We start from the raw sequence: 15276 nt of genomic DNA, 5'->3' as shown, positions 1-15276 counted from the left end.
CCGCCCCCCCCCCCCCCCCCCCCGGCAGTGCGGGAGGGATTTACGTCGGCTCGGTGAGCCTGGCTGAACACGGTCCGGACGATCCTCACCGAATGGAAACCTTGCTTGAACTCGGCGACGGGCAGCGCTTCGGCAGCGAAGAGGAGGCGCTCGTCTTCGTCGAGCAGGCGGCGCGCGATTACGTCGACCGCTTGTTGGGAGGCGCTTGATGGCAGTGCGTAAGGCGGAGCAAAGCGTGACTGCGAGCATCGACAAAACCGCTGACGAAAGCGCTGCGGCAGGCTGGACCGCGGTCCGGCCGCGCGAGTACCATATCGACGTTGTCCGGGGCCGGCCAGTTCTCGCCGGCGCCGGTTCCCTGCCGGATCTTTCTGATGAGGCGACCATGGAAATTCGGTTTCCCGCGGACGCGCCCGCTTACCGCGACTCGAATCTGACCGTTGTCTTTCCCGCACTGGTGGACGGCGAGCCGGTGCCGTGCGCGATCTCGGTGGAAGCGCTCGAAGATCACTTCGGCGCCTACTCCGAGGACCTGGAAGGCTGGATGCGAGCGTTCGACGCCGGACGTCCGCGCATCGAAGCGGTCGCGCGCGAGCACTTGCAGATCAGCAACGGCACGCCCGTGCTGCTCAAGAGTGGCCACTTTCCGCCGGGCAACGTAGCGGGGTAGTGGCGCTGCCACACCACCGCCGTACCCGGACCGTGCTCGTATTCTCATTCAAGCCGCGCTCGCGGCGCTTCTGTTCGCTCCTGCATTTGCCGATGCCGACTCACGCGCGGCATCGAACGCATGGCGGATGCCTTCTTCATAAGACGTCCTGGCGATCGGGCCGATCAGTTCGGTCAACGCCGAGTCGTCGAGCACGACCGGTTCGGTCATCAGGTAATTCATCTCCACCAGTTCCCGCATCAACGGATTGAACAGGCCGAGTACGCGCAGCAGGGTTTTGCCCGCCACCATCAGCTTCGGTTGGCGGCCCGCCAGCGCGTAGGCTTGCCGCGCCACTTCGCGCTGCGTGATGGTGCCCGTGCCGGCGAGGTGCCACCATCGTCCATACGCTTCGGGCGTGCGGGTGAGCTGTTCGACCACCGGTCCGATATCCGGCAGATAGATGAATTCATGTGGCACATCCACGGGGCCGATCACCTGCGCGCGTTTGCCGTTAGCCGCGGCTTCGAACACGCCGTTCAGCAGACTGCGTTCGATACCCGGACCGTAGAAGTCGGGCAGGCGCAGCACGAGGGTCGAGAGGCCGTCCTTGCCATGCGCGGCCAGCACCAGATTTTCCTGCGCGAGCCGCATTTGGCCCTTGAACGTATGCGGCTCACGCGGATGGTTTTCGCGGATCGGATTGCCGCGGGCACGGCCGTACGGATACACCGTGCCGATCAGAATGAAGCGCTCGACGCCCGCCGCGGTCACGCCGGCAAGCGTTCTCTCCATGAGCGGCGGATGCGCGGCGAACTGATCGTAGGGCACGCCGACCAGATAAATCACCGTCTGCAGGCCTTGCGACGCCGCGCGGATCGAAGCCGGGTCGTCCGGATTCCACGTGACGATCTCCGCGTGCGGATCGTGGCCGAACGCGGCCTCGAGCGGCTGGCGCGAGCGGCCGACTACCCGATAGTCGCGGCCCGCCGCGCCGAGCGCCGCCGCGATGATCTGACCGGCCGCGCCCGCGGCGCCGAATAAACCCACCTTGCCTGTGACTTGCATGACGACTCCTTGAAGCGGCGCCGCATCGCGTCCGCATGAGTTGCGACTGATGTTCGAAAATTTAATGAACACCGTTCAGTGAACAGTGTTCAGTTTAATTTGACTTTTCAGTTTGTCAACCCGAAAATGCTCGTCATGGGAATCGCCGAACGAAAGAACCGCCAGAAACAGGCACTGCGCGAACGCATCCTCGATGCCGCGCGGCGTATCGTGATGCGCGAAGGCTTTGCCGCGCTGTCCATGCGCAAAATCGCCGACGCCATCGAATATTCACCGGCCACGCTGTATCTGCACTTCGCAAGCCGCGATGAGATCGCGCAAGCGTTGTGCGCGGAGGGCTACGCGCAACTGCTGGAGACGTTCGTGCCGCTCGCGGGCATCGCCGATCCTGCCGAGCGGCTCAAGGCGCTCGGGCGGGCTTATGTGGCATTCGGCGTCGCGCATCCGGAAACGTACCGGCTCATCTTCATGGAAGATCCGAGCTACACCGGCGCGGCGTTGGGTGGCGCGGCGAAGGGTAAGGCGGTGGCGGGCGAGGGCAACGGGATCACGGCGTCTGACGAGGCAAGCGGCGAAGCGGCCGCACCCGAGGACGATCCCGGCGAGGCCGCCTTGCACATCATGATTTCCGCGCTCGAAGAACTGAAAGCGGCGGGGCGTCTGTCGGCGTCGATGGATGTGGCGGTGTGGGCCGAGGCCTTCTGGGCGAACCTGCACGGCATCGTTGCCCTGAACCTCACGTGTCCCGTGTTTCCGAGCGCGCCGCTCGATACGGTGGTGGAGGTCGCGCTCGACGCCTGGCTGGGCACATCGCACGCAACGCAACCGCAGAGCACCAAGACCACCGCCGGCACGCGCAAGAAAAAATCCCCTGATGTGCGCACCGAATCGTCAGAGGAGTCGGAGCCGGAGCCATACAACGAGCCCGCCGCTCAGCCTTCAGCCAAAAAATCGGCGAAAGCGGCGAGCAGTGTCAGCGTGCCCGCTCCTAGGCGCAAAGCCACGAGTGCGTGATAACGTTCAATTCCACCTCACTTTGCGCCGTTGCGCTTAGCTCTCCATGTCCATTTCCGCCTCGCCCGCCATCAGCGACGAAGTCGCGACTTACGTAGCCAACCGCATCGGTTTCATCGAACTGGAAAGGCCGAAGGCGCTCAACGCGCTGTCGACCGGCATGATTCGCGCGATGCACGCGGCGCTCGACCAGTGGCGCGAAGATCCGGACGTGCTCGCCGTCGTGGTGCGCAGCCAGCACCCGCGCGCGTTCTGCGCGGGAGGCGACATCCGCTTTCTCTACGAGTCGGCGCAGCGCGGCGCGCATGACGCGCGCGACACGTTTTTCATCGAGGAATACCGGCTCAACCACGCGATCTTTACCTATCCGAAGCCGTATATCGCGTTGATGAACGGCGTCGTGATGGGCGGCGGCATGGGCATTTCGCAGGGCGCGCATCGCACCGGCGGTCTGCGCGTCGTTACCGGTTCGATCAAGATGGCGATGCCCGAAACCCGCATCGGCCTCTTTCCCGATGTCGGCGCGGGCTGGTTTCTGGCCCGCACGCCGGGCGCGATCGGCCGCTATCTGGCCGTGACCGGCGAAACGATCGGCGCGGCCGACGCGCTCTACGCGGGTCTCGCCGACACCTATATGGACGACGCGGCGTTGCCCGCGCTGGTCGACACCTTGCGCGGCGAGCGGTTCGAGCGCGGCGCGGACGTGGTGGCGTGCGTCGAACGCGAGACGCTCGCGCATCAGGTCGTGCCGCGACCGGAGGCGTCGTCGCTGGCGAACGCGCGTGCGTTGATCGATCGTCACTTCGCGTTGCCGGATGTCGCGCGGATTCTCGCGTCGCTCGAAAGCGAGCGCAACGGCGGCGGCGACGCCGCCGATTGGGCCGAACAGATGATTGCGGTGTTGCGCGAACGTTCGCCGCTGTCGATGGCGGTGTCGCTGGAAGTGGTAACGCGCGCCGAGGGTTCGATGGCCGATGTGCTGCGTAGCGATCTCGATCTGACGCGCTCGAGCTTTCTGCACGGTGACACGATCGAAGGCATTCGCGCGCGCATCATCGACAAGGACAACGCGCCGCGCTGGCGCTTTGCGCGCATCGAAGACGTGAACCCCGCCGAGGTCGAGAAGATGTTCGAGAGCCCGTGGCCGGCGAACGAACACCCGCTGCGGGATTTGCGCGGTTAAGGCGCGAGCGATTCCAAGTTCAGCATGCTATGCGGCCCTTGCCGGCGGCATAGCGTTGCGACTGACCCTGCGGCCAAGCGGCCAAGCCGCTCATTCCTCGTCTTCACTCGCCATGAACGCGCGCATGAACACCAGCGCGCCCCAGCCCCACATCGCATTCGCCGCGAATCCCACGGAGAGGCGCGGCAGCATGTTGCCGCTCGGCCAGATGCCGCGCAGCGGATCGATCACGAACACACTCGCCGCTGTCAACGCAATGCCGCCGAACACGAAGGCCGGCACCCACGGCGCACGCCGATGCGGCGCGACGCGCAAGAGCCACGCCATCAGCACGGCCCAGACCGCGCTCCAGATCGCATTGGCGATGAACTCAGGCAGCCCGAGCGGTAAAAACGGCGCGGTCGAAAAACCGGTCGGGTCGATCATCCCGGCTGCATGCAGCAGCGCCAGCGTCGATTCGTGGAAGAACAGGGAAGCCAGAAAACCGGCGACGAACGGCAGGATGAGTTTTTGCATGCATTGCACCGCCAAGGTACAGGCGGCGTGGTTCGCATGGCCTGTACCGGGATTATTGGAAACGTGCGCCATTATATATAGTGACCCTGCCTTTCCAGCGTGCACAACGCGCAACATCCGTATGCTTTAGCGTCGGGCTAATCACGAAAGTGGAAAACCTAAGCTAAAAAAAATCGTTCAAAAGCCGCAGCCCGATCCATAGACTGTTTCTCCATGCAGACGGTGTTTGCCGCCGTCGCCGTTTAATCGAGCGCATGACGCGCACGTTTGGTCGAGGGAAGCCGTCGCGATGTCCTGCCTGATGCCGATCTTCACCCGCCACATGGCGCGCGCGCGCCGGTGGGTCCGCTGTCGCCGCTAACCGGCGCCGCTACCGAATTTTTCCGCCTCTTTGCGATGCACCGTCCGGCTGTGTGCCGGATGGATGGGCGCGGCCGGCGTGTGCGCGAACGCTCGACGCACCGTATTCATTCAATCCAGTTTCGACCATGCAGGAGCAGCAAATGAATGTGTTCTGGTTCATTCCGACTCACGGCGACAGCCGCTATCTCGGTACGTCCCAAGGCGCACGCGCAGCCGATTACGACTATTTCCAGCAGATCGCCGTCGCCGCCGATACGCTCGGCTACGAGGGCGTGCTGCTGCCGACGGGCCGCTCGTGCGAGGACGCATGGGTCGTCGCGTCGAGCCTGATCGCCGCGACCAAACGCCTGAAGTTTCTGGTGGCGATCCGCCCTGGCATTTCGTCGCCCGGATTGGCCGCGCGCATGGCGGCGACCTTCGACCGCCTGTCGAACGGGCGTCTGCTGATCAATGTCGTGACCGGCGGCGACGCGGCCGAACTGGAAGGCGACGGCGTGTTCGTCGACCACGACACGCGCTATGAAATCACCGACGAATTCCTGCACATCTGGCGCAAGCTGCTGGCCGCCTCGCACACCAACGACGCGATCGATTTCGAAGGCAAGCATCTGAGTTCGAAGGGCGGCAAGGCGTTGTATCCGCCCGTGCAGAACCCGCATCCGCCGCTGTGGTTCGGTGGTTCGTCGCCGGCCGCGCACGACATGGCGGGCGAGCATATCGATACCTATCTGACGTGGGGCGAGCCGCCCGCAGCGGTGGCGAAGAAAATCGCCGATATTCGCGCGCGCGCCGCGGCGCATGGCCGCCAGATCAAGTTCGGGATTCGTCTGCACGTGATCGTGCGCGAGACGGAAGAAGAAGCGTGGGCCGCCGCCGACAAGCTGATCAGCAAGCTCGACGACGAAACCATCACGCGCGCCCAGGCCTCGTTTTCGAAGATGGACTCCGAGGGTCAGCGCCGCATGGCCGCGCTGCACGGCGGCAAGCGCGGCGGCCGCGCGGAGCTCGAGGTTTATCCGAATCTGTGGGCGGGCGTCGGCCTCGTGCGTGGCGGCGCGGGCACGGCGCTGGTCGGCAGCCCGGAGCAGGTGGCGGCGCGCATGAAGGAGTACGCCGATCTCGGCATCGACACCTTCATTCTGTCGGGCTATCCGCATCTGGAAGAGTCGTATCGCTTCGCCGAGCTGGTGTTTCCGCTGCTGCCGAACCGTCAGAACAAGGTGTCGAATGGACCGCTGTCGGGGCCGTTCGGCGAGATCGTCGGCAACAACTATCTGCCGAAGGCGGCGAGTTCGAGCTGAACTCGCGTGTTGTGAGCAGCAGGCATCACCACCGATAAGCAATGAGGAACGCAAGCATGGCTCAATCCACTGTGAGCGCCGGGCAGCACGAAGGCGCCGAGGCCGGCGTGGCTTTGAACGCGTTGCGCCGGATCGGCGCGCATCTCGCGCCGTGGCTCGCGCCGCTCGCGATTCTGCTGGCCTGGGAATTCGCCGCGAGGAGCGGCGTGCTGTCGACGCGCGTGCTCCCTGAACCGCTCGCGGTCGTGAAGGCCGCGTGGTCGCTGATCCAGTCCGGCGAAATGTGGGCGGACGTGAAGGTCAGCACGTGGCGCGCGGTGTCGGGTTTCGCGATTGGCGGCGGTATCGGCCTCGTGCTTGGACTCGCGACGGGTCTGTTCAAGCCCGCCGAGATCGCGCTCGACTCGACCGTGCAGATGATCCGCAACATCCCGGCGCTGGCGATGATTCCGCTCGTGATTCTGTGGTTCGGCATCGAGGAGCAGGCGAAGGTGTTTCTCGTCGCGCTGGGCGTGTTTTTCCCGATCTACGTGAACACCTTTCACGGCATTCGTTCGGTCGACGCCAACCTTATCGAAATGGCGCGCAGTTATGGCGTGAAGGGTTTCGCGCTGTACCGGCACGTGATTCTGCCGGGCGCGTTGCCCTCGATTCTGGTCGGCGTGCGCTTCGCGTTCGGGCTGATGTGGGTCACGCTGATCGTCGCCGAAACCATTTCCGCGCAATCGGGTATCGGCTACATGACGATGAACGCGCGCGAATTCCTGCAAACCGATGTGGTGGTGGTCGGCATTCTGCTCTACGCGGCGCTCGGCAAACTCGCCGACGTGCTGGCCAAGAGTCTCGAGCGCGTCTCGCTGCGCTGGCACCCGGCCTATCAACGAGGAGCGAAATCATGAGCGCAACGACCTTGTCCGCGTCGTTCGGCGGGATTGCCGGCAGCGATCTCGAAGCCGAGTTGGCGCAAGCGCGCACCGTCGATCATGACGCGCATGAAGCTGCGGACCGCGAATATGCCGATGCAGCGCACCATCATCAGGCGCGTGTCGATACGGCGCTGTCGGCCGGCGCGCTCGCGCGCAACGACGCCCGCCGCGCCGGGGATTATTCGGTGGAATTGCGCGGCGTCGGCAAACGTTATGGCGAGCGCCAGGTGCTGTCCGATTTCAATCTGTCGATCGAACGCGGCAGTTTCGTGGCGATCGTCGGCCGCAGCGGCTGCGGGAAATCGACCTTGCTGCGGCTCGTCGCCGGTCTGGAAAAGACCACTTCGGGTGTGCTCGAAAAGCGCACCGAGGAAGGCGGCCCGCTCGACACCCGCATCATGTTTCAGGACGCGCGTCTGCTGCCCTGGAAGAGCGTCCTGCAAAACGTGATGCTCGGCCTCGGCCGCAGCGCCCGTGAGGACGCCCGCGCCGTGCTCGCCGAAGTCGGCTTGCTGGAGCGCGCCAACGACTGGCCCGCGCAGCTTTCCGGCGGTCAGCGTCAGCGGGTGGCGCTGGCGCGGGCGCTCGTGCATCGGCCGCAATTGCTGTTGCTCGATGAGCCGCTCGGCGCGCTCGATGCGCTGACGCGCATTGAGATGCACGCGCTGATCGAGCGGTTGTGGCGCGAGCATCAATTTACCGCGCTGCTGGTCACGCACGACGTGCATGAAGCCGTGGCGCTCGGCGACCGGATCCTGCTGATCGAAGAAGGGCGCATCGCGCTCGATCAGCCGGTGCCGCTGGCGCGTCCGCGGGCTCGCGCGTCGGCCGGTTTTGCCGCGCTCGAAGAACATGTGCTGCAACGCGTACTGAAGACGGCGCCGAATGACGACGCGCTGTCCCACCGCGCATACGACGCACGTGACGAAGGCCGTCTCAGGCGGCCGACGGAAGTTCGCTGGGCCGTTTGACATTGCTTGACTGACTGTTTCTAAATCGCTTTTCTGGAGTCACTCGATATGGGCATTTCCGCAATCAACGTACGCAATCAGTTCAAAGGCAAGGTCAAGGAAATCATCCGCGGACCGGTGGTGTCCGAAGTCGATGTGGATACGCCGTTCGGTATCGTCACCTCGGTGATCACCACACGCTCCATCGACGAACTTGAGCTGACGGTCGGCTCGGAAGTGATCGCGCTGGTGAAGTCGACGGAGGTGTCGATCGCGCGCCTTTGAGGCTCGCTATTTTGCGTTCGCGCCGCTGGCGGGCGGCTCGTGCGTCATCCTGTCGTTGGTCGGCTTGGTCGGACGCTTGATCGGCATGTTGTCGGGATTGCTCGAGCCGCCTGAGCCCGAGGCGGACTCGGGCGGCTTGACCATCGACGAGTTGTCGTTTTGCGGCGCTGCCTGGGCCGGGTTTTTCGTCGTTTGTCCGGTTTGCCCTGCTTGTTGCGCGGTTCCCGGTTTCGCCGTCTGTGCGAATGCCACCGTGCCACTCGTGCCGGCTACCGCCAGCGCGACGCCCGCTGTCAGCGCCGCCCATCTGCTTCGCTCCATGTCTGTCCTCCTTGGCGATGCCGCCTGGCGGTTTCGCCGCTGTCACGCTGGTGGGATGACTCCAGCCACGCAACCCGCGTGCCTCGACGCGCGCCTGCATACGTCCCCGAAACTTGCTAGGATGAATTGAGCATGTAGACGGAGACGGCCATGTCGAAGTCATTGAGTCCCGAAGCGGTTGAAGCCTTGCGGCGTCTGAACGACGTCGGCGTCGGACAGGAGGCGCCGAAACTGGCGCAGTCCATCACAGCCGAATTGCTGGCGGGCGGCCTGGTTGCCGAAGCGAGCGGCGGCGACGTCGAAATCACCTGCAACGGCCGGCAATATCTTTCTGGCGATTGCGATTGATCGTCAGCGCAAGGTCGGCCTGACGCTCGGGCCGAATCGTTCCGCGAGCCGTCGAGCGTGCTCGCCGGACAAGTCTGGCCGTCACATTCACGGCGACACCACGGAGGCGCACATGGAGCCGAAGGGCCTCGACATGGGGGACTACCAGGAGCGCTATCAGGACTACGACATCGAGGTCGCCGTCGAGCAGGTGCTGACAGGCGTGAAAGCGCATTTTCGGGTGTTGCGAGGCGACGTGGTTGTGCTCGACTGGCGGCTCGTGCACATCGAGACCTTATGGTGCACGGAGCATGCCGCGGCCGAGGCGGGCTTCCAGGCGGCGCGCGCAGCGATCGACGCGGGCGGGCTGGCCGCCTAGCCTGGCCGCCTGCTCCTTGCGCGCCTGGGTGAAATTGCGAACGCGTTCGATTAAGCTGGCTGTCCCGCCATGACTAGCTGGAGACCGCTGTGCATTTCGCGCGTGCCATCCCGATCATCCGTATCTTTTCCGAGGAAAAAGCCCGGGAGTTTTACGTGGACTTTCTCGGCTTCACTGTCGAATGGGAACACCGGTTCGAAGAGAATTTCCCGCTCTATGCGCAGGTGCGGCGCTCCGATCTGATCCTGCACTTGAGCGAGCATCATGGCGACGCCACGCCGGGTTCGACGATTTTCGTGCCGATGCAGGACATCGACGCGTTTCATGCCGAACTTCAGCGCAAAGACTACAAATATGGAAAGCCGGGTGTTGAAACGTTGCCGTGGGGAAGGGTGCTGGAGACGGTCGATCCGTTTGGCAACCGGATCCGGTTTTGCGAATCGCCGAAGGGCGACTAGGCGGGCGATCAGTCGCTGAGCAGTAAGCGGCGTGCAATGGTGCGGCTTCAATGCCGCGTCAACGCAACTGGGCGCCGGCATCGATACTGCATGCGCGGCGCCCAGTTTACCGGTTGCCCTCGTGAGGCAGCCGGTTCAACGGCAACTGCTTAGTGGCCGAAGAAAACCGATTGCGGGCCCGAAACCGGCTCTTTGGCGCCCGATTGCGACGACACATTGTTCACGCCGCCGTAGGCATTCGATTCAGCGTTGGCGCGTTCAGCTGCGACGGTTTGTGCGTTCTGGCCTTGTTGCGAAGCCGGTGCGCCGACCGACGGACGGTAGAACGGTGCCGGGCCGTAGCCGCTAGCAAAGGCGGGAGCAGCGATCGAGGCAGAAACAGCAACCAGCAGGGCGGCGATGAGCTTGGTCTTCATGGTGTGACTCCGATAACGTTTCGACTTCAATTCAGGAAGGCGTCGCAGGGGCCGGTGAGGTGTGTCTGCAACGTCGATGGGAGGCAGTGTATACCCCTACTATTGAAAATTTGTGCCGATAATCTGAAATTACTGTTCTTGATTCTGAAATAATCGGCTGAAGGTAAGCGGGACAAGCGTCAGCGGTGTTCCGACCCCGCGGGCCAAGCGTTTTGGGCCGTCAAAGACCCGCGTGGCGGTGCGGGTTAATCGCAATTGGCAGCGGGGTGCGAATCGGCGTTCAGTCTGATTAGTTGCCTTGGGGAGCACTTCGATGGACCTGTGGATTCAACCGTGCGCCGACTGCTTCGAGCTTTTTGGCTTGCCGGCCGCCCATCGCCCGCATGACAACCTGACGTTGAATAGTCGCGGGGCAGTGAAGGACGAGCGAGCGGAGGAGCACTACACGTGCGTGCGCTGTCGAGCGGCGTTCGCGCGCGTCCTTGCCGGCGAGCCTCGGAAGCAGATATGGATGCTGTTGAACGCGGGGCAGCACTGATGGCTGATCTGTTCCGCGAGGGGCGACCGTTTCGCATGCTCTCGTGAGCCCGCTGTAAAGTTTTCGGCGCGCCTGCCGAAAACGGGAGCATGAAATACTTCTTCGACTACAAGCTCGCCGATAAATATGGCTATGGGATGGCCGTATATATCGCCGCTGAAACTTCCGATTTGCAGCGCGCGATCGATTTGACGAACGCACGACGCCTGCGCGCCGGCCGACGCCTGATCGAGGACGCGCGCATTGAGGACGTGGTATCGGCCATGCGCAACACCGACTTGCTGCAGGCTAAAACGGATGAGGGCGGAACGAACGTCTCGGGCGCGACTCGCTGAAGCTCAGCGTTTTGGTGTCAATCAATCGAAGCGCAGGTGACCAGTAGCCCGCCCGGGCCGGCGATTTCACGCCTTGCGGTAAAATCGGTGTTTTGAATCAAGCCGTCTGGCCGCCCCATGTCTTCACCTCACACTCCCAGTCCGCGCCGCGTATCGGTTGCACCGATGATGGACTGGACCGATCGTCATTGCCGTTCTCTGCATCGCGTGATCTCTCGCCATACGTGGCTTTACACGGAAATGGTGACGACCGGCGCGTTGCTGCATGGCGACGTGCCGCGCCATCTCGCGTTCACGCCCGAAGAAGCGCCGGTCGCTTTGCAACTGGGCGGCAGCGAACCTGACGACCTCGCGCGCTCGGCGAAGCTCGGCGAGCAATGGGGCTACGACGAAATCAATCTGAACTGCGGCTGCCCGTCCGAACGCGTGCAGCGCGGCGCGTTCGGTGCGTGCCTGATGAACGAGCCGCAACTCGTCGCCGACTGCGTGAAGGCCATGCGCGATGCGGTGTCGGTGCCGGTCACCGTGAAGCACCGCATCGGCGTGGATGCCGTGGAAGAGTATGGTTTCGTGCGCGATTTCGTCGGCACGATTGCGGAAGCCGGCTGCAATGTGTTCGTGGTGCATGCGCGCAACGCGATTCTCAAGGGCTTGAGTCCGAAGGAGAATCGCGAGATTCCGCCGCTCAAATATGAGTATGCATATCAGTTGAAGCGCGACTTCCCGGATCTGGAGATCATCATCAACGGTGGCATCAAGACGCTCGATGAAGTGGAGACGCATCTTCAACACGTCGACGGTGTGATGCTCGGGCGTGAGGCTTATCACAACCCGTATCTGCTGGCCGATGTCGATGCGCGCTTCTATGGTTCGACGGAAACGCCGCTGACTCGCGAGCAGGTCGAAGCGAAGCTGATCGAGTATTGCGCCGCTGAAATGGCGCGCGGCACTTATCTCGGCTCCATCACGCGCCATGCGCTCGGTCTCTATCGCGGCGAAGCGGGTGCACGTGGATGGCGTCGCGCGTTGTCCGATAGCAAGCGGCTCGCCGCGCGTGATCTGACCATCTTCGACGAGGCAAGACAGCATCTGCGCGAGCCCATCGAAATTTTTGAATAAAGGACTAGGCAAACGGGATTCTTGTTCGTATAATCTCGTTTCTTCATCGGCGAGCCAAGTTTTACGGCGAGTCAAGCAGATGTCAGTGGTGGCTGTAGCTCAGTTGGTAGAGTCCAGGATTGTGATTCCTGTTGTCGTGGGTTCGAGCCCCATCAGCCACCCCAAAGAATTCAGGCAGTAAAAGTTTTACGAACGGCGTTGTGAGAAATCACAACGCCGTTTTTGTTTTGGGTTCGCGGTTTCAATGCCCATGTCCTCCGTGGCCGCCACCGCCGCTGCTCCACGAACTTCCCCCGCCGCTAGCGCTGCTGCCGCCGTGAGATCCGCCGTATCCACCGCCATGCCAGCCACCGCCGCCGCCGTGCCATCCGTTTCCGCCATGCCATCCATGGCCGCCATGCCAGTACCCGCCGTGGTAACAGCAGGACCCACCCCAGCCGCCATAGATGCCGACGCTGCCATAAACCGGCGCATACGGCGGCCCGTAGGCATAGCCGTAATCAGGGTAATAAGGTTGCGCGTAGCCGTAGTCATATCCCGGTGCGACCGCGCATCCGGTCAGACTGGCCGTCACTGCCAACAGCGCCATTGATGCAATGAGCTTGCTCACGATTTTCTCCTTCGTATGTGATTCAGAAAAAACGCACGCGCAGGAGTTCAGCAGCATTTGTGTCCACAAATTACGGTTTGCGCATGACATGGCGCGGCGCTCAGACTTGCATGGCGATCGAAAGCCATGGCGATAAGGCGGGGCGACAAGCTTTCGAGACCTTACTCATGCGTCGTGCTGTAACAGTTAGTTAAATATTCGAAACGCAACTGTAGGGCGCGCCTGTTAAGTTGCCGTCAGACAATTACCTTCGACTCCCGACCGTGCCGCTTGCCGGGCTGGATGAAAAGATCGCACTCGCTCACTGTCAGGACCGCTCGATGCGAAGCCTGCAAAAATCCAGCCGTCAATGAAGCAAGATCCACAGCCGGCTACCGCATCGGAATGGCGCGCCGAAGGCGACGCTTGCGCCGCGCGCGGTGAACTCGACGCCGCGCTCCAACGTTACGAAACTGCCCGCGCGCTCGATCCTTCGGACGCACTCGTTCAGCAGCGCCTCGCGGCCACGCTCGCCGCGCTGAACCGTTTTCCCGAAGCCGTCGTCCGTTACCACGAAGCAATCGCGCTCGATCCGCGCGATACGGATTCGCATCACGGCCTCGGCTGGACGCTCGAGCAGATGCATCGGCTCGAACCGGCGGTGGAAGCCTATCGCGAGGCGACGCGCGTAAATCCGCAAGCCGACGGCTCGCACAACAACATGGGCAACTGCCTGCAGGCGCTCGGCCGTTTCGACGAAGCGCACGAAGCGTATCGCCGCGCGATCGAAGCCGCGCCGCAAGTGCCGCTGTATTACCGCAACTTCGTGCAGTCCAAGCGCCTCGCCGCCGACGATCCCGTGTTCCTCGCGATGGCGCGCCTCGTCGACGACGCCGCGTCGCTCACGCCGGCCAATCAGGCGGAGCTTCACTTCGCGTACGGCCAGGCGCTGTCCGACGTGGGCCGCAACGACGTATCGTTCGATCACTTCCTGAAGGGCAATGCGCTGCACCGCGCCGGCGTGCGGTACAACGAAGCGGAAACGCTCGGCCTGTTCGCGCATCTGCCGGAGCTGATGACCTCCGACGTGCTGGCGGCGAAGCGCGGTCTCGGCGACGCATCGCAGGCGCCGATTTTTATCGTCGGCATGCCGCGCTCGGGTTCGACCTTGATCGAACAGATTCTTGCGAGCCATCCTCAAGTGTTCGGCGCGGGCGAGCGCACGGAATTCGGCGAGGCGCTGGTGAATTGCATCCGCCGCGATCTCGGCGATCCGTTGCGGATCGATATCGAAGCATTGTGGGACGTCGGCGCCGCGCCGTTGCGCACGCTCGGCGCGGACTATCTGCGTCGCATGCGCAATGCGTTGCCGGAACTCCAGGACTTCGCTCAAAACGACGAGTGCAGTCCGGCTGCGAACTACACGCACTTCACCGACAAATATCCGTTCAACTTCATCAACCTCGGCCTGATCCATCTCGCGTTGCCGAACGCCCGCTTCATTCACAGCCGCCGCGCGCCGTTACCAACCTGCCTGTCGATTTTTTCGCGGATCTTTCACGACGTGCCGTTCAGCTATGATCTCGGCGAACTGGGCCGCTACTACCGCGCGTACGACGCCTTGATGGCTCACTGGCAACGCGTGCTCCCTGAAGGTGTGATGATCGAGGTCAAGTATGAAGAACTGGTCGGCGATTTCGAAGCCAATGTGCGCCGCGTGCTCGCGCATTGCGGGCTCGACTGGGACGAACGCTGTCTGTCGTTTTATCGGACCACTCGCCAGGTGAACACGGCCAGTTCCGCGCAGGTGCGCCGTCCGCTGTACAAGACGTCGCTGCAACGCTGGCAGCCGCAACGCGCGTTGCTGCAACCATTGCTCGAGGGCTTGGGCCCGGAACTCGCTCCGGCGTGTCACCACGAGGCTGACGAGGTCGCGGCCAGCGGCGCGGAGCGTCGCTCATGAGCGCGTCCCGCGGCGCCGTGATCTGGATGACGGGGCTTTCCGGCGCCGGCAAATCGACGCTCGCCAACGCCTTGCATCAGCGGCTGAAAAAAGCGGGGCATGCCGCGATCGTGCTCGATGGCGATGTGCTGCGGCGCGGACTGAACGCCGACCTCGGCTTCACGCCCGAGGACCGCACCGAGAACTTGCGGCGGGTCGCGCATGTCGCGGCGCTCTTCATGCAGCAGGGCTACGTTGTGATTGCCGCGGTGATTTCGCCGGAGCATCGGCATCGGCGTTCGGCGCGTGAAATTGTCGGTGACGGTTTCGTCGAAGTGTTCGTGAATGCCCCGTTGAAGGTCTGCGAAGCCCGCGATGCCAAAGGGCTTTACGCTCGCGCGCGGCGCGGCGAGATTCCGCATTTCACCGGCATTTCCGGGCCTTTCGAAGCGCCGCTCGCATCCGATGTGGAGATCGAGAGCGACCGGATGCCAGTCGACGAATCAGTGGATCGCCTGCTCGCGCATCTGGTCGCGACGGGGCGTCTGAGCGGTCAGCGCGCTTCGTCCTGAAACCCGGCGAGCCATGCGCAGATTT

Annotated in this window: 20 protein-coding genes and 1 tRNA gene; 16 read left to right on the top strand and 5 right to left on the bottom strand. The window is 63.3% G+C overall.

Features of this window, described 5'->3' with window-relative positions; all coding sequences use genetic code 11:
* Nucleotides 1–209, top strand: a 209-nt coding sequence (locus P0D96_RS10285; protein WP_408313281.1) for a hypothetical protein, incomplete at its 5' end; no start/stop codon positions are given.
* Nucleotides 209–670, top strand: a complete 462-nt coding sequence (locus tag P0D96_RS10280) for a DUF1488 family protein (RefSeq protein WP_408288242.1) — start codon at nucleotides 209–211, stop codon at nucleotides 668–670. The genes P0D96_RS10285 and P0D96_RS10280, both read left to right, overlap by 1 nt.
* A gap of 48 nt (nucleotides 671–718) precedes the next feature.
* On the opposite strand, the gene P0D96_RS10275 is transcribed toward P0D96_RS10280, so the two are convergent.
* Nucleotides 719–1717 carry an NAD-dependent epimerase/dehydratase family protein gene (locus P0D96_RS10275; RefSeq protein WP_408313279.1) on the bottom strand — a complete coding sequence of 333 codons (999 nt, stop codon included), beginning with the start codon at nucleotides 1715–1717 and terminating at the stop codon, nucleotides 719–721.
* 135 nt (nucleotides 1718–1852) lie between these two features.
* On the opposite strand from P0D96_RS10275, the gene P0D96_RS10270 reads away from it, so the two are divergent.
* Together P0D96_RS10270 and P0D96_RS10265 are read left to right on the top strand one after the other, a co-directional pair.
* Entirely contained in the window at nucleotides 1853–2731 is an 879-nt protein-coding gene (locus P0D96_RS10270) for a TetR/AcrR family transcriptional regulator (protein WP_408313277.1), read from the top strand.
* Between the two features lie 46 nt (nucleotides 2732–2777).
* Entirely contained in the window at nucleotides 2778–3914 is a 1137-nt protein-coding gene (locus tag P0D96_RS10265; protein ID WP_408313275.1) for an enoyl-CoA hydratase/isomerase family protein, read from the top strand.
* 90 nt (nucleotides 3915–4004) lie between these two features.
* Here P0D96_RS10265 and P0D96_RS10260 read toward each other — a convergent pair whose 3' ends face one another.
* On the bottom strand, nucleotides 4005–4430 hold the full coding sequence (locus P0D96_RS10260) for a hypothetical protein (protein WP_408288230.1): 426 nt from the start codon (nucleotides 4428–4430) through the stop codon (nucleotides 4005–4007).
* Between the two features lie 503 nt (nucleotides 4431–4933).
* On the opposite strand from P0D96_RS10260, the gene ssuD reads away from it, so the two are divergent.
* From ssuD to P0D96_RS10240, 4 genes are read left to right on the top strand one after another with little or no spacing between them, the layout of a single operon-like run.
* Entirely contained in the window at nucleotides 4934–6094 is a 1161-nt protein-coding gene (ssuD, locus tag P0D96_RS10255) for an FMNH2-dependent alkanesulfonate monooxygenase (RefSeq protein ID WP_408313273.1), read from the top strand.
* A gap of 56 nt (nucleotides 6095–6150) precedes the next feature.
* Nucleotides 6151–6993, top strand: coding sequence for an aliphatic sulfonate ABC transporter permease SsuC (gene ssuC / locus P0D96_RS10250; protein WP_408288226.1), 843 nt, complete (start codon nucleotides 6151–6153; stop codon nucleotides 6991–6993).
* Nucleotides 6990–7991: an ATP-binding cassette domain-containing protein gene (locus tag P0D96_RS10245; protein ID WP_408313270.1), complete on the top strand. Its 1002-nt coding sequence runs from the start codon at nucleotides 6990–6992 to the stop codon at nucleotides 7989–7991. Before ssuC ends, P0D96_RS10245 begins: the two co-directional genes overlap by 4 nt.
* A 48-nt stretch (nucleotides 7992–8039) precedes the next feature.
* Entirely contained in the window at nucleotides 8040–8255 is a 216-nt protein-coding gene (locus tag P0D96_RS10240; RefSeq protein WP_012432764.1) for a TOBE domain-containing protein, read from the top strand.
* A 6-nt stretch (nucleotides 8256–8261) separates the two neighbouring features.
* On the opposite strand, the gene P0D96_RS10235 is transcribed toward P0D96_RS10240, so the two are convergent.
* On the bottom strand, nucleotides 8262–8576 hold the full coding sequence (locus P0D96_RS10235) for a hypothetical protein (RefSeq protein ID WP_408313268.1): 315 nt from the start codon (nucleotides 8574–8576) through the stop codon (nucleotides 8262–8264).
* Between the two features lie 150 nt (nucleotides 8577–8726).
* Between P0D96_RS10235 and P0D96_RS10230 the strand changes: the two genes are divergently transcribed.
* The 3 genes from P0D96_RS10230 to P0D96_RS10220 all read left to right on the top strand — a co-directional run bounded on the left by P0D96_RS10230 (nucleotide 8727) and on the right by P0D96_RS10220 (nucleotide 9740).
* A complete protein-coding gene (locus P0D96_RS10230) occupies nucleotides 8727–8924 on the top strand; it encodes a hypothetical protein (protein WP_132374864.1) in 198 nt (65 codons plus the stop codon).
* A 112-nt stretch (nucleotides 8925–9036) separates the two neighbouring features.
* A complete protein-coding gene (locus tag P0D96_RS10225) occupies nucleotides 9037–9282 on the top strand; it encodes a DUF6566 family protein (RefSeq protein ID WP_408313266.1) in 246 nt (81 codons plus the stop codon).
* Between the two features lie 89 nt (nucleotides 9283–9371).
* Nucleotides 9372–9740: a glyoxalase superfamily protein gene (locus P0D96_RS10220; RefSeq protein WP_132374862.1), complete on the top strand. Its 369-nt coding sequence runs from the start codon at nucleotides 9372–9374 to the stop codon at nucleotides 9738–9740.
* Between the two features lie 149 nt (nucleotides 9741–9889).
* Here the strand turns inward: P0D96_RS10220 and P0D96_RS10215 are convergent, their stop codons facing one another.
* Nucleotides 9890–10156: a hypothetical protein gene (locus P0D96_RS10215; protein WP_091794641.1), complete on the bottom strand. Its 267-nt coding sequence runs from the start codon at nucleotides 10154–10156 to the stop codon at nucleotides 9890–9892.
* 627 nt (nucleotides 10157–10783) lie between these two features.
* Between P0D96_RS10215 and P0D96_RS10210 the strand changes: the two genes are divergently transcribed.
* From P0D96_RS10210 to P0D96_RS10200, 3 genes are all read left to right on the top strand, one after another.
* Entirely contained in the window at nucleotides 10784–11029 is a 246-nt protein-coding gene (locus P0D96_RS10210) for a hypothetical protein (protein WP_408313264.1), read from the top strand.
* Nucleotides 11030–11146: 117 nt separating this feature from the next.
* Complete coding sequence (gene dusA, locus P0D96_RS10205) at nucleotides 11147–12148, top strand: tRNA dihydrouridine(20/20a) synthase DusA (protein WP_408313263.1); 1002 nt, start codon at nucleotides 11147–11149, stop codon at nucleotides 12146–12148.
* 88 nt (nucleotides 12149–12236) lie between these two features.
* A tRNA-His gene (locus tag P0D96_RS10200) sits at nucleotides 12237–12312 on the top strand.
* A gap of 77 nt (nucleotides 12313–12389) precedes the next feature.
* Here the strand turns inward: P0D96_RS10200 and P0D96_RS10195 are convergent.
* A complete protein-coding gene (locus P0D96_RS10195; RefSeq protein WP_408175627.1) occupies nucleotides 12390–12758 on the bottom strand; it encodes a hypothetical protein in 369 nt (122 codons plus the stop codon).
* Between the two features lie 349 nt (nucleotides 12759–13107).
* Between P0D96_RS10195 and P0D96_RS10190 the strand changes: the two genes are divergently transcribed.
* Both P0D96_RS10190 and cysC read left to right on the top strand, forming a co-directional pair.
* Nucleotides 13108–14700: a tetratricopeptide repeat-containing sulfotransferase family protein gene (locus P0D96_RS10190; protein WP_408313261.1), complete on the top strand. Its 1593-nt coding sequence runs from the start codon at nucleotides 13108–13110 to the stop codon at nucleotides 14698–14700.
* Nucleotides 14697–15251: an adenylyl-sulfate kinase gene (gene cysC, locus P0D96_RS10185; protein WP_408313259.1), complete on the top strand. Its 555-nt coding sequence runs from the start codon at nucleotides 14697–14699 to the stop codon at nucleotides 15249–15251. The genes P0D96_RS10190 and cysC overlap by 4 nt, the downstream gene beginning before the upstream one ends.
* Nucleotides 15252–15276 lie beyond the last annotated feature (25 nt).

This window comes from Paraburkholderia sp. RL17-347-BIC-D (genome assembly GCF_046027915.1).
In the GTDB taxonomy this organism is placed as follows: domain Bacteria; phylum Pseudomonadota; class Gammaproteobacteria; order Burkholderiales; family Burkholderiaceae; genus Paraburkholderia.
The sequence above is the reverse complement of the archived record's forward strand: the minus strand, read 5'-3'. Positions and strand labels throughout refer to the sequence as shown.

Excerpts from the sequence above, each read along its gene's own strand:
- P0D96_RS10280 (WP_408288242.1), top strand. The coding sequence starts at position 209 with ATGGCAGTGCGTAAGGCGGAGCAAAGCGTGACTGCGAGCATCGACAAA.
- P0D96_RS10275 (WP_408313279.1), bottom strand. The coding sequence starts at position 1,717 with ATGCAAGTCACAGGCAAGGTGGGTTTATTCGGCGCCGCGGGCGCGGCC.
- P0D96_RS10270 (WP_408313277.1), top strand. The coding sequence starts at position 1,853 with ATGGGAATCGCCGAACGAAAGAACCGCCAGAAACAGGCACTGCGCGAA.
- P0D96_RS10265 (WP_408313275.1), top strand. The coding sequence starts at position 2,778 with ATGTCCATTTCCGCCTCGCCCGCCATCAGCGACGAAGTCGCGACTTAC.
- P0D96_RS10260 (WP_408288230.1), bottom strand. The coding sequence starts at position 4,430 with ATGCAAAAACTCATCCTGCCGTTCGTCGCCGGTTTTCTGGCTTCCCTG.
- ssuD (WP_408313273.1), top strand. The coding sequence starts at position 4,934 with ATGAATGTGTTCTGGTTCATTCCGACTCACGGCGACAGCCGCTATCTC.
- ssuC (WP_408288226.1), top strand. The coding sequence starts at position 6,151 with ATGGCTCAATCCACTGTGAGCGCCGGGCAGCACGAAGGCGCCGAGGCC.
- P0D96_RS10245 (WP_408313270.1), top strand. The coding sequence starts at position 6,990 with ATGAGCGCAACGACCTTGTCCGCGTCGTTCGGCGGGATTGCCGGCAGC.
- P0D96_RS10240 (WP_012432764.1), top strand. The coding sequence starts at position 8,040 with ATGGGCATTTCCGCAATCAACGTACGCAATCAGTTCAAAGGCAAGGTC.
- P0D96_RS10235 (WP_408313268.1), bottom strand. The coding sequence starts at position 8,576 with ATGGAGCGAAGCAGATGGGCGGCGCTGACAGCGGGCGTCGCGCTGGCG.
- P0D96_RS10230 (WP_132374864.1), top strand. The coding sequence starts at position 8,727 with ATGTCGAAGTCATTGAGTCCCGAAGCGGTTGAAGCCTTGCGGCGTCTG.
- P0D96_RS10225 (WP_408313266.1), top strand. The coding sequence starts at position 9,037 with ATGGAGCCGAAGGGCCTCGACATGGGGGACTACCAGGAGCGCTATCAG.
- P0D96_RS10215 (WP_091794641.1), bottom strand. The coding sequence starts at position 10,156 with ATGAAGACCAAGCTCATCGCCGCCCTGCTGGTTGCTGTTTCTGCCTCG.
- P0D96_RS10210 (WP_408313264.1), top strand. The coding sequence starts at position 10,784 with ATGAAATACTTCTTCGACTACAAGCTCGCCGATAAATATGGCTATGGG.
- dusA (WP_408313263.1), top strand. The coding sequence starts at position 11,147 with ATGTCTTCACCTCACACTCCCAGTCCGCGCCGCGTATCGGTTGCACCG.
- P0D96_RS10190 (WP_408313261.1), top strand. The coding sequence starts at position 13,108 with ATGAAGCAAGATCCACAGCCGGCTACCGCATCGGAATGGCGCGCCGAA.
- cysC (WP_408313259.1), top strand. The coding sequence starts at position 14,697 with ATGAGCGCGTCCCGCGGCGCCGTGATCTGGATGACGGGGCTTTCCGGC.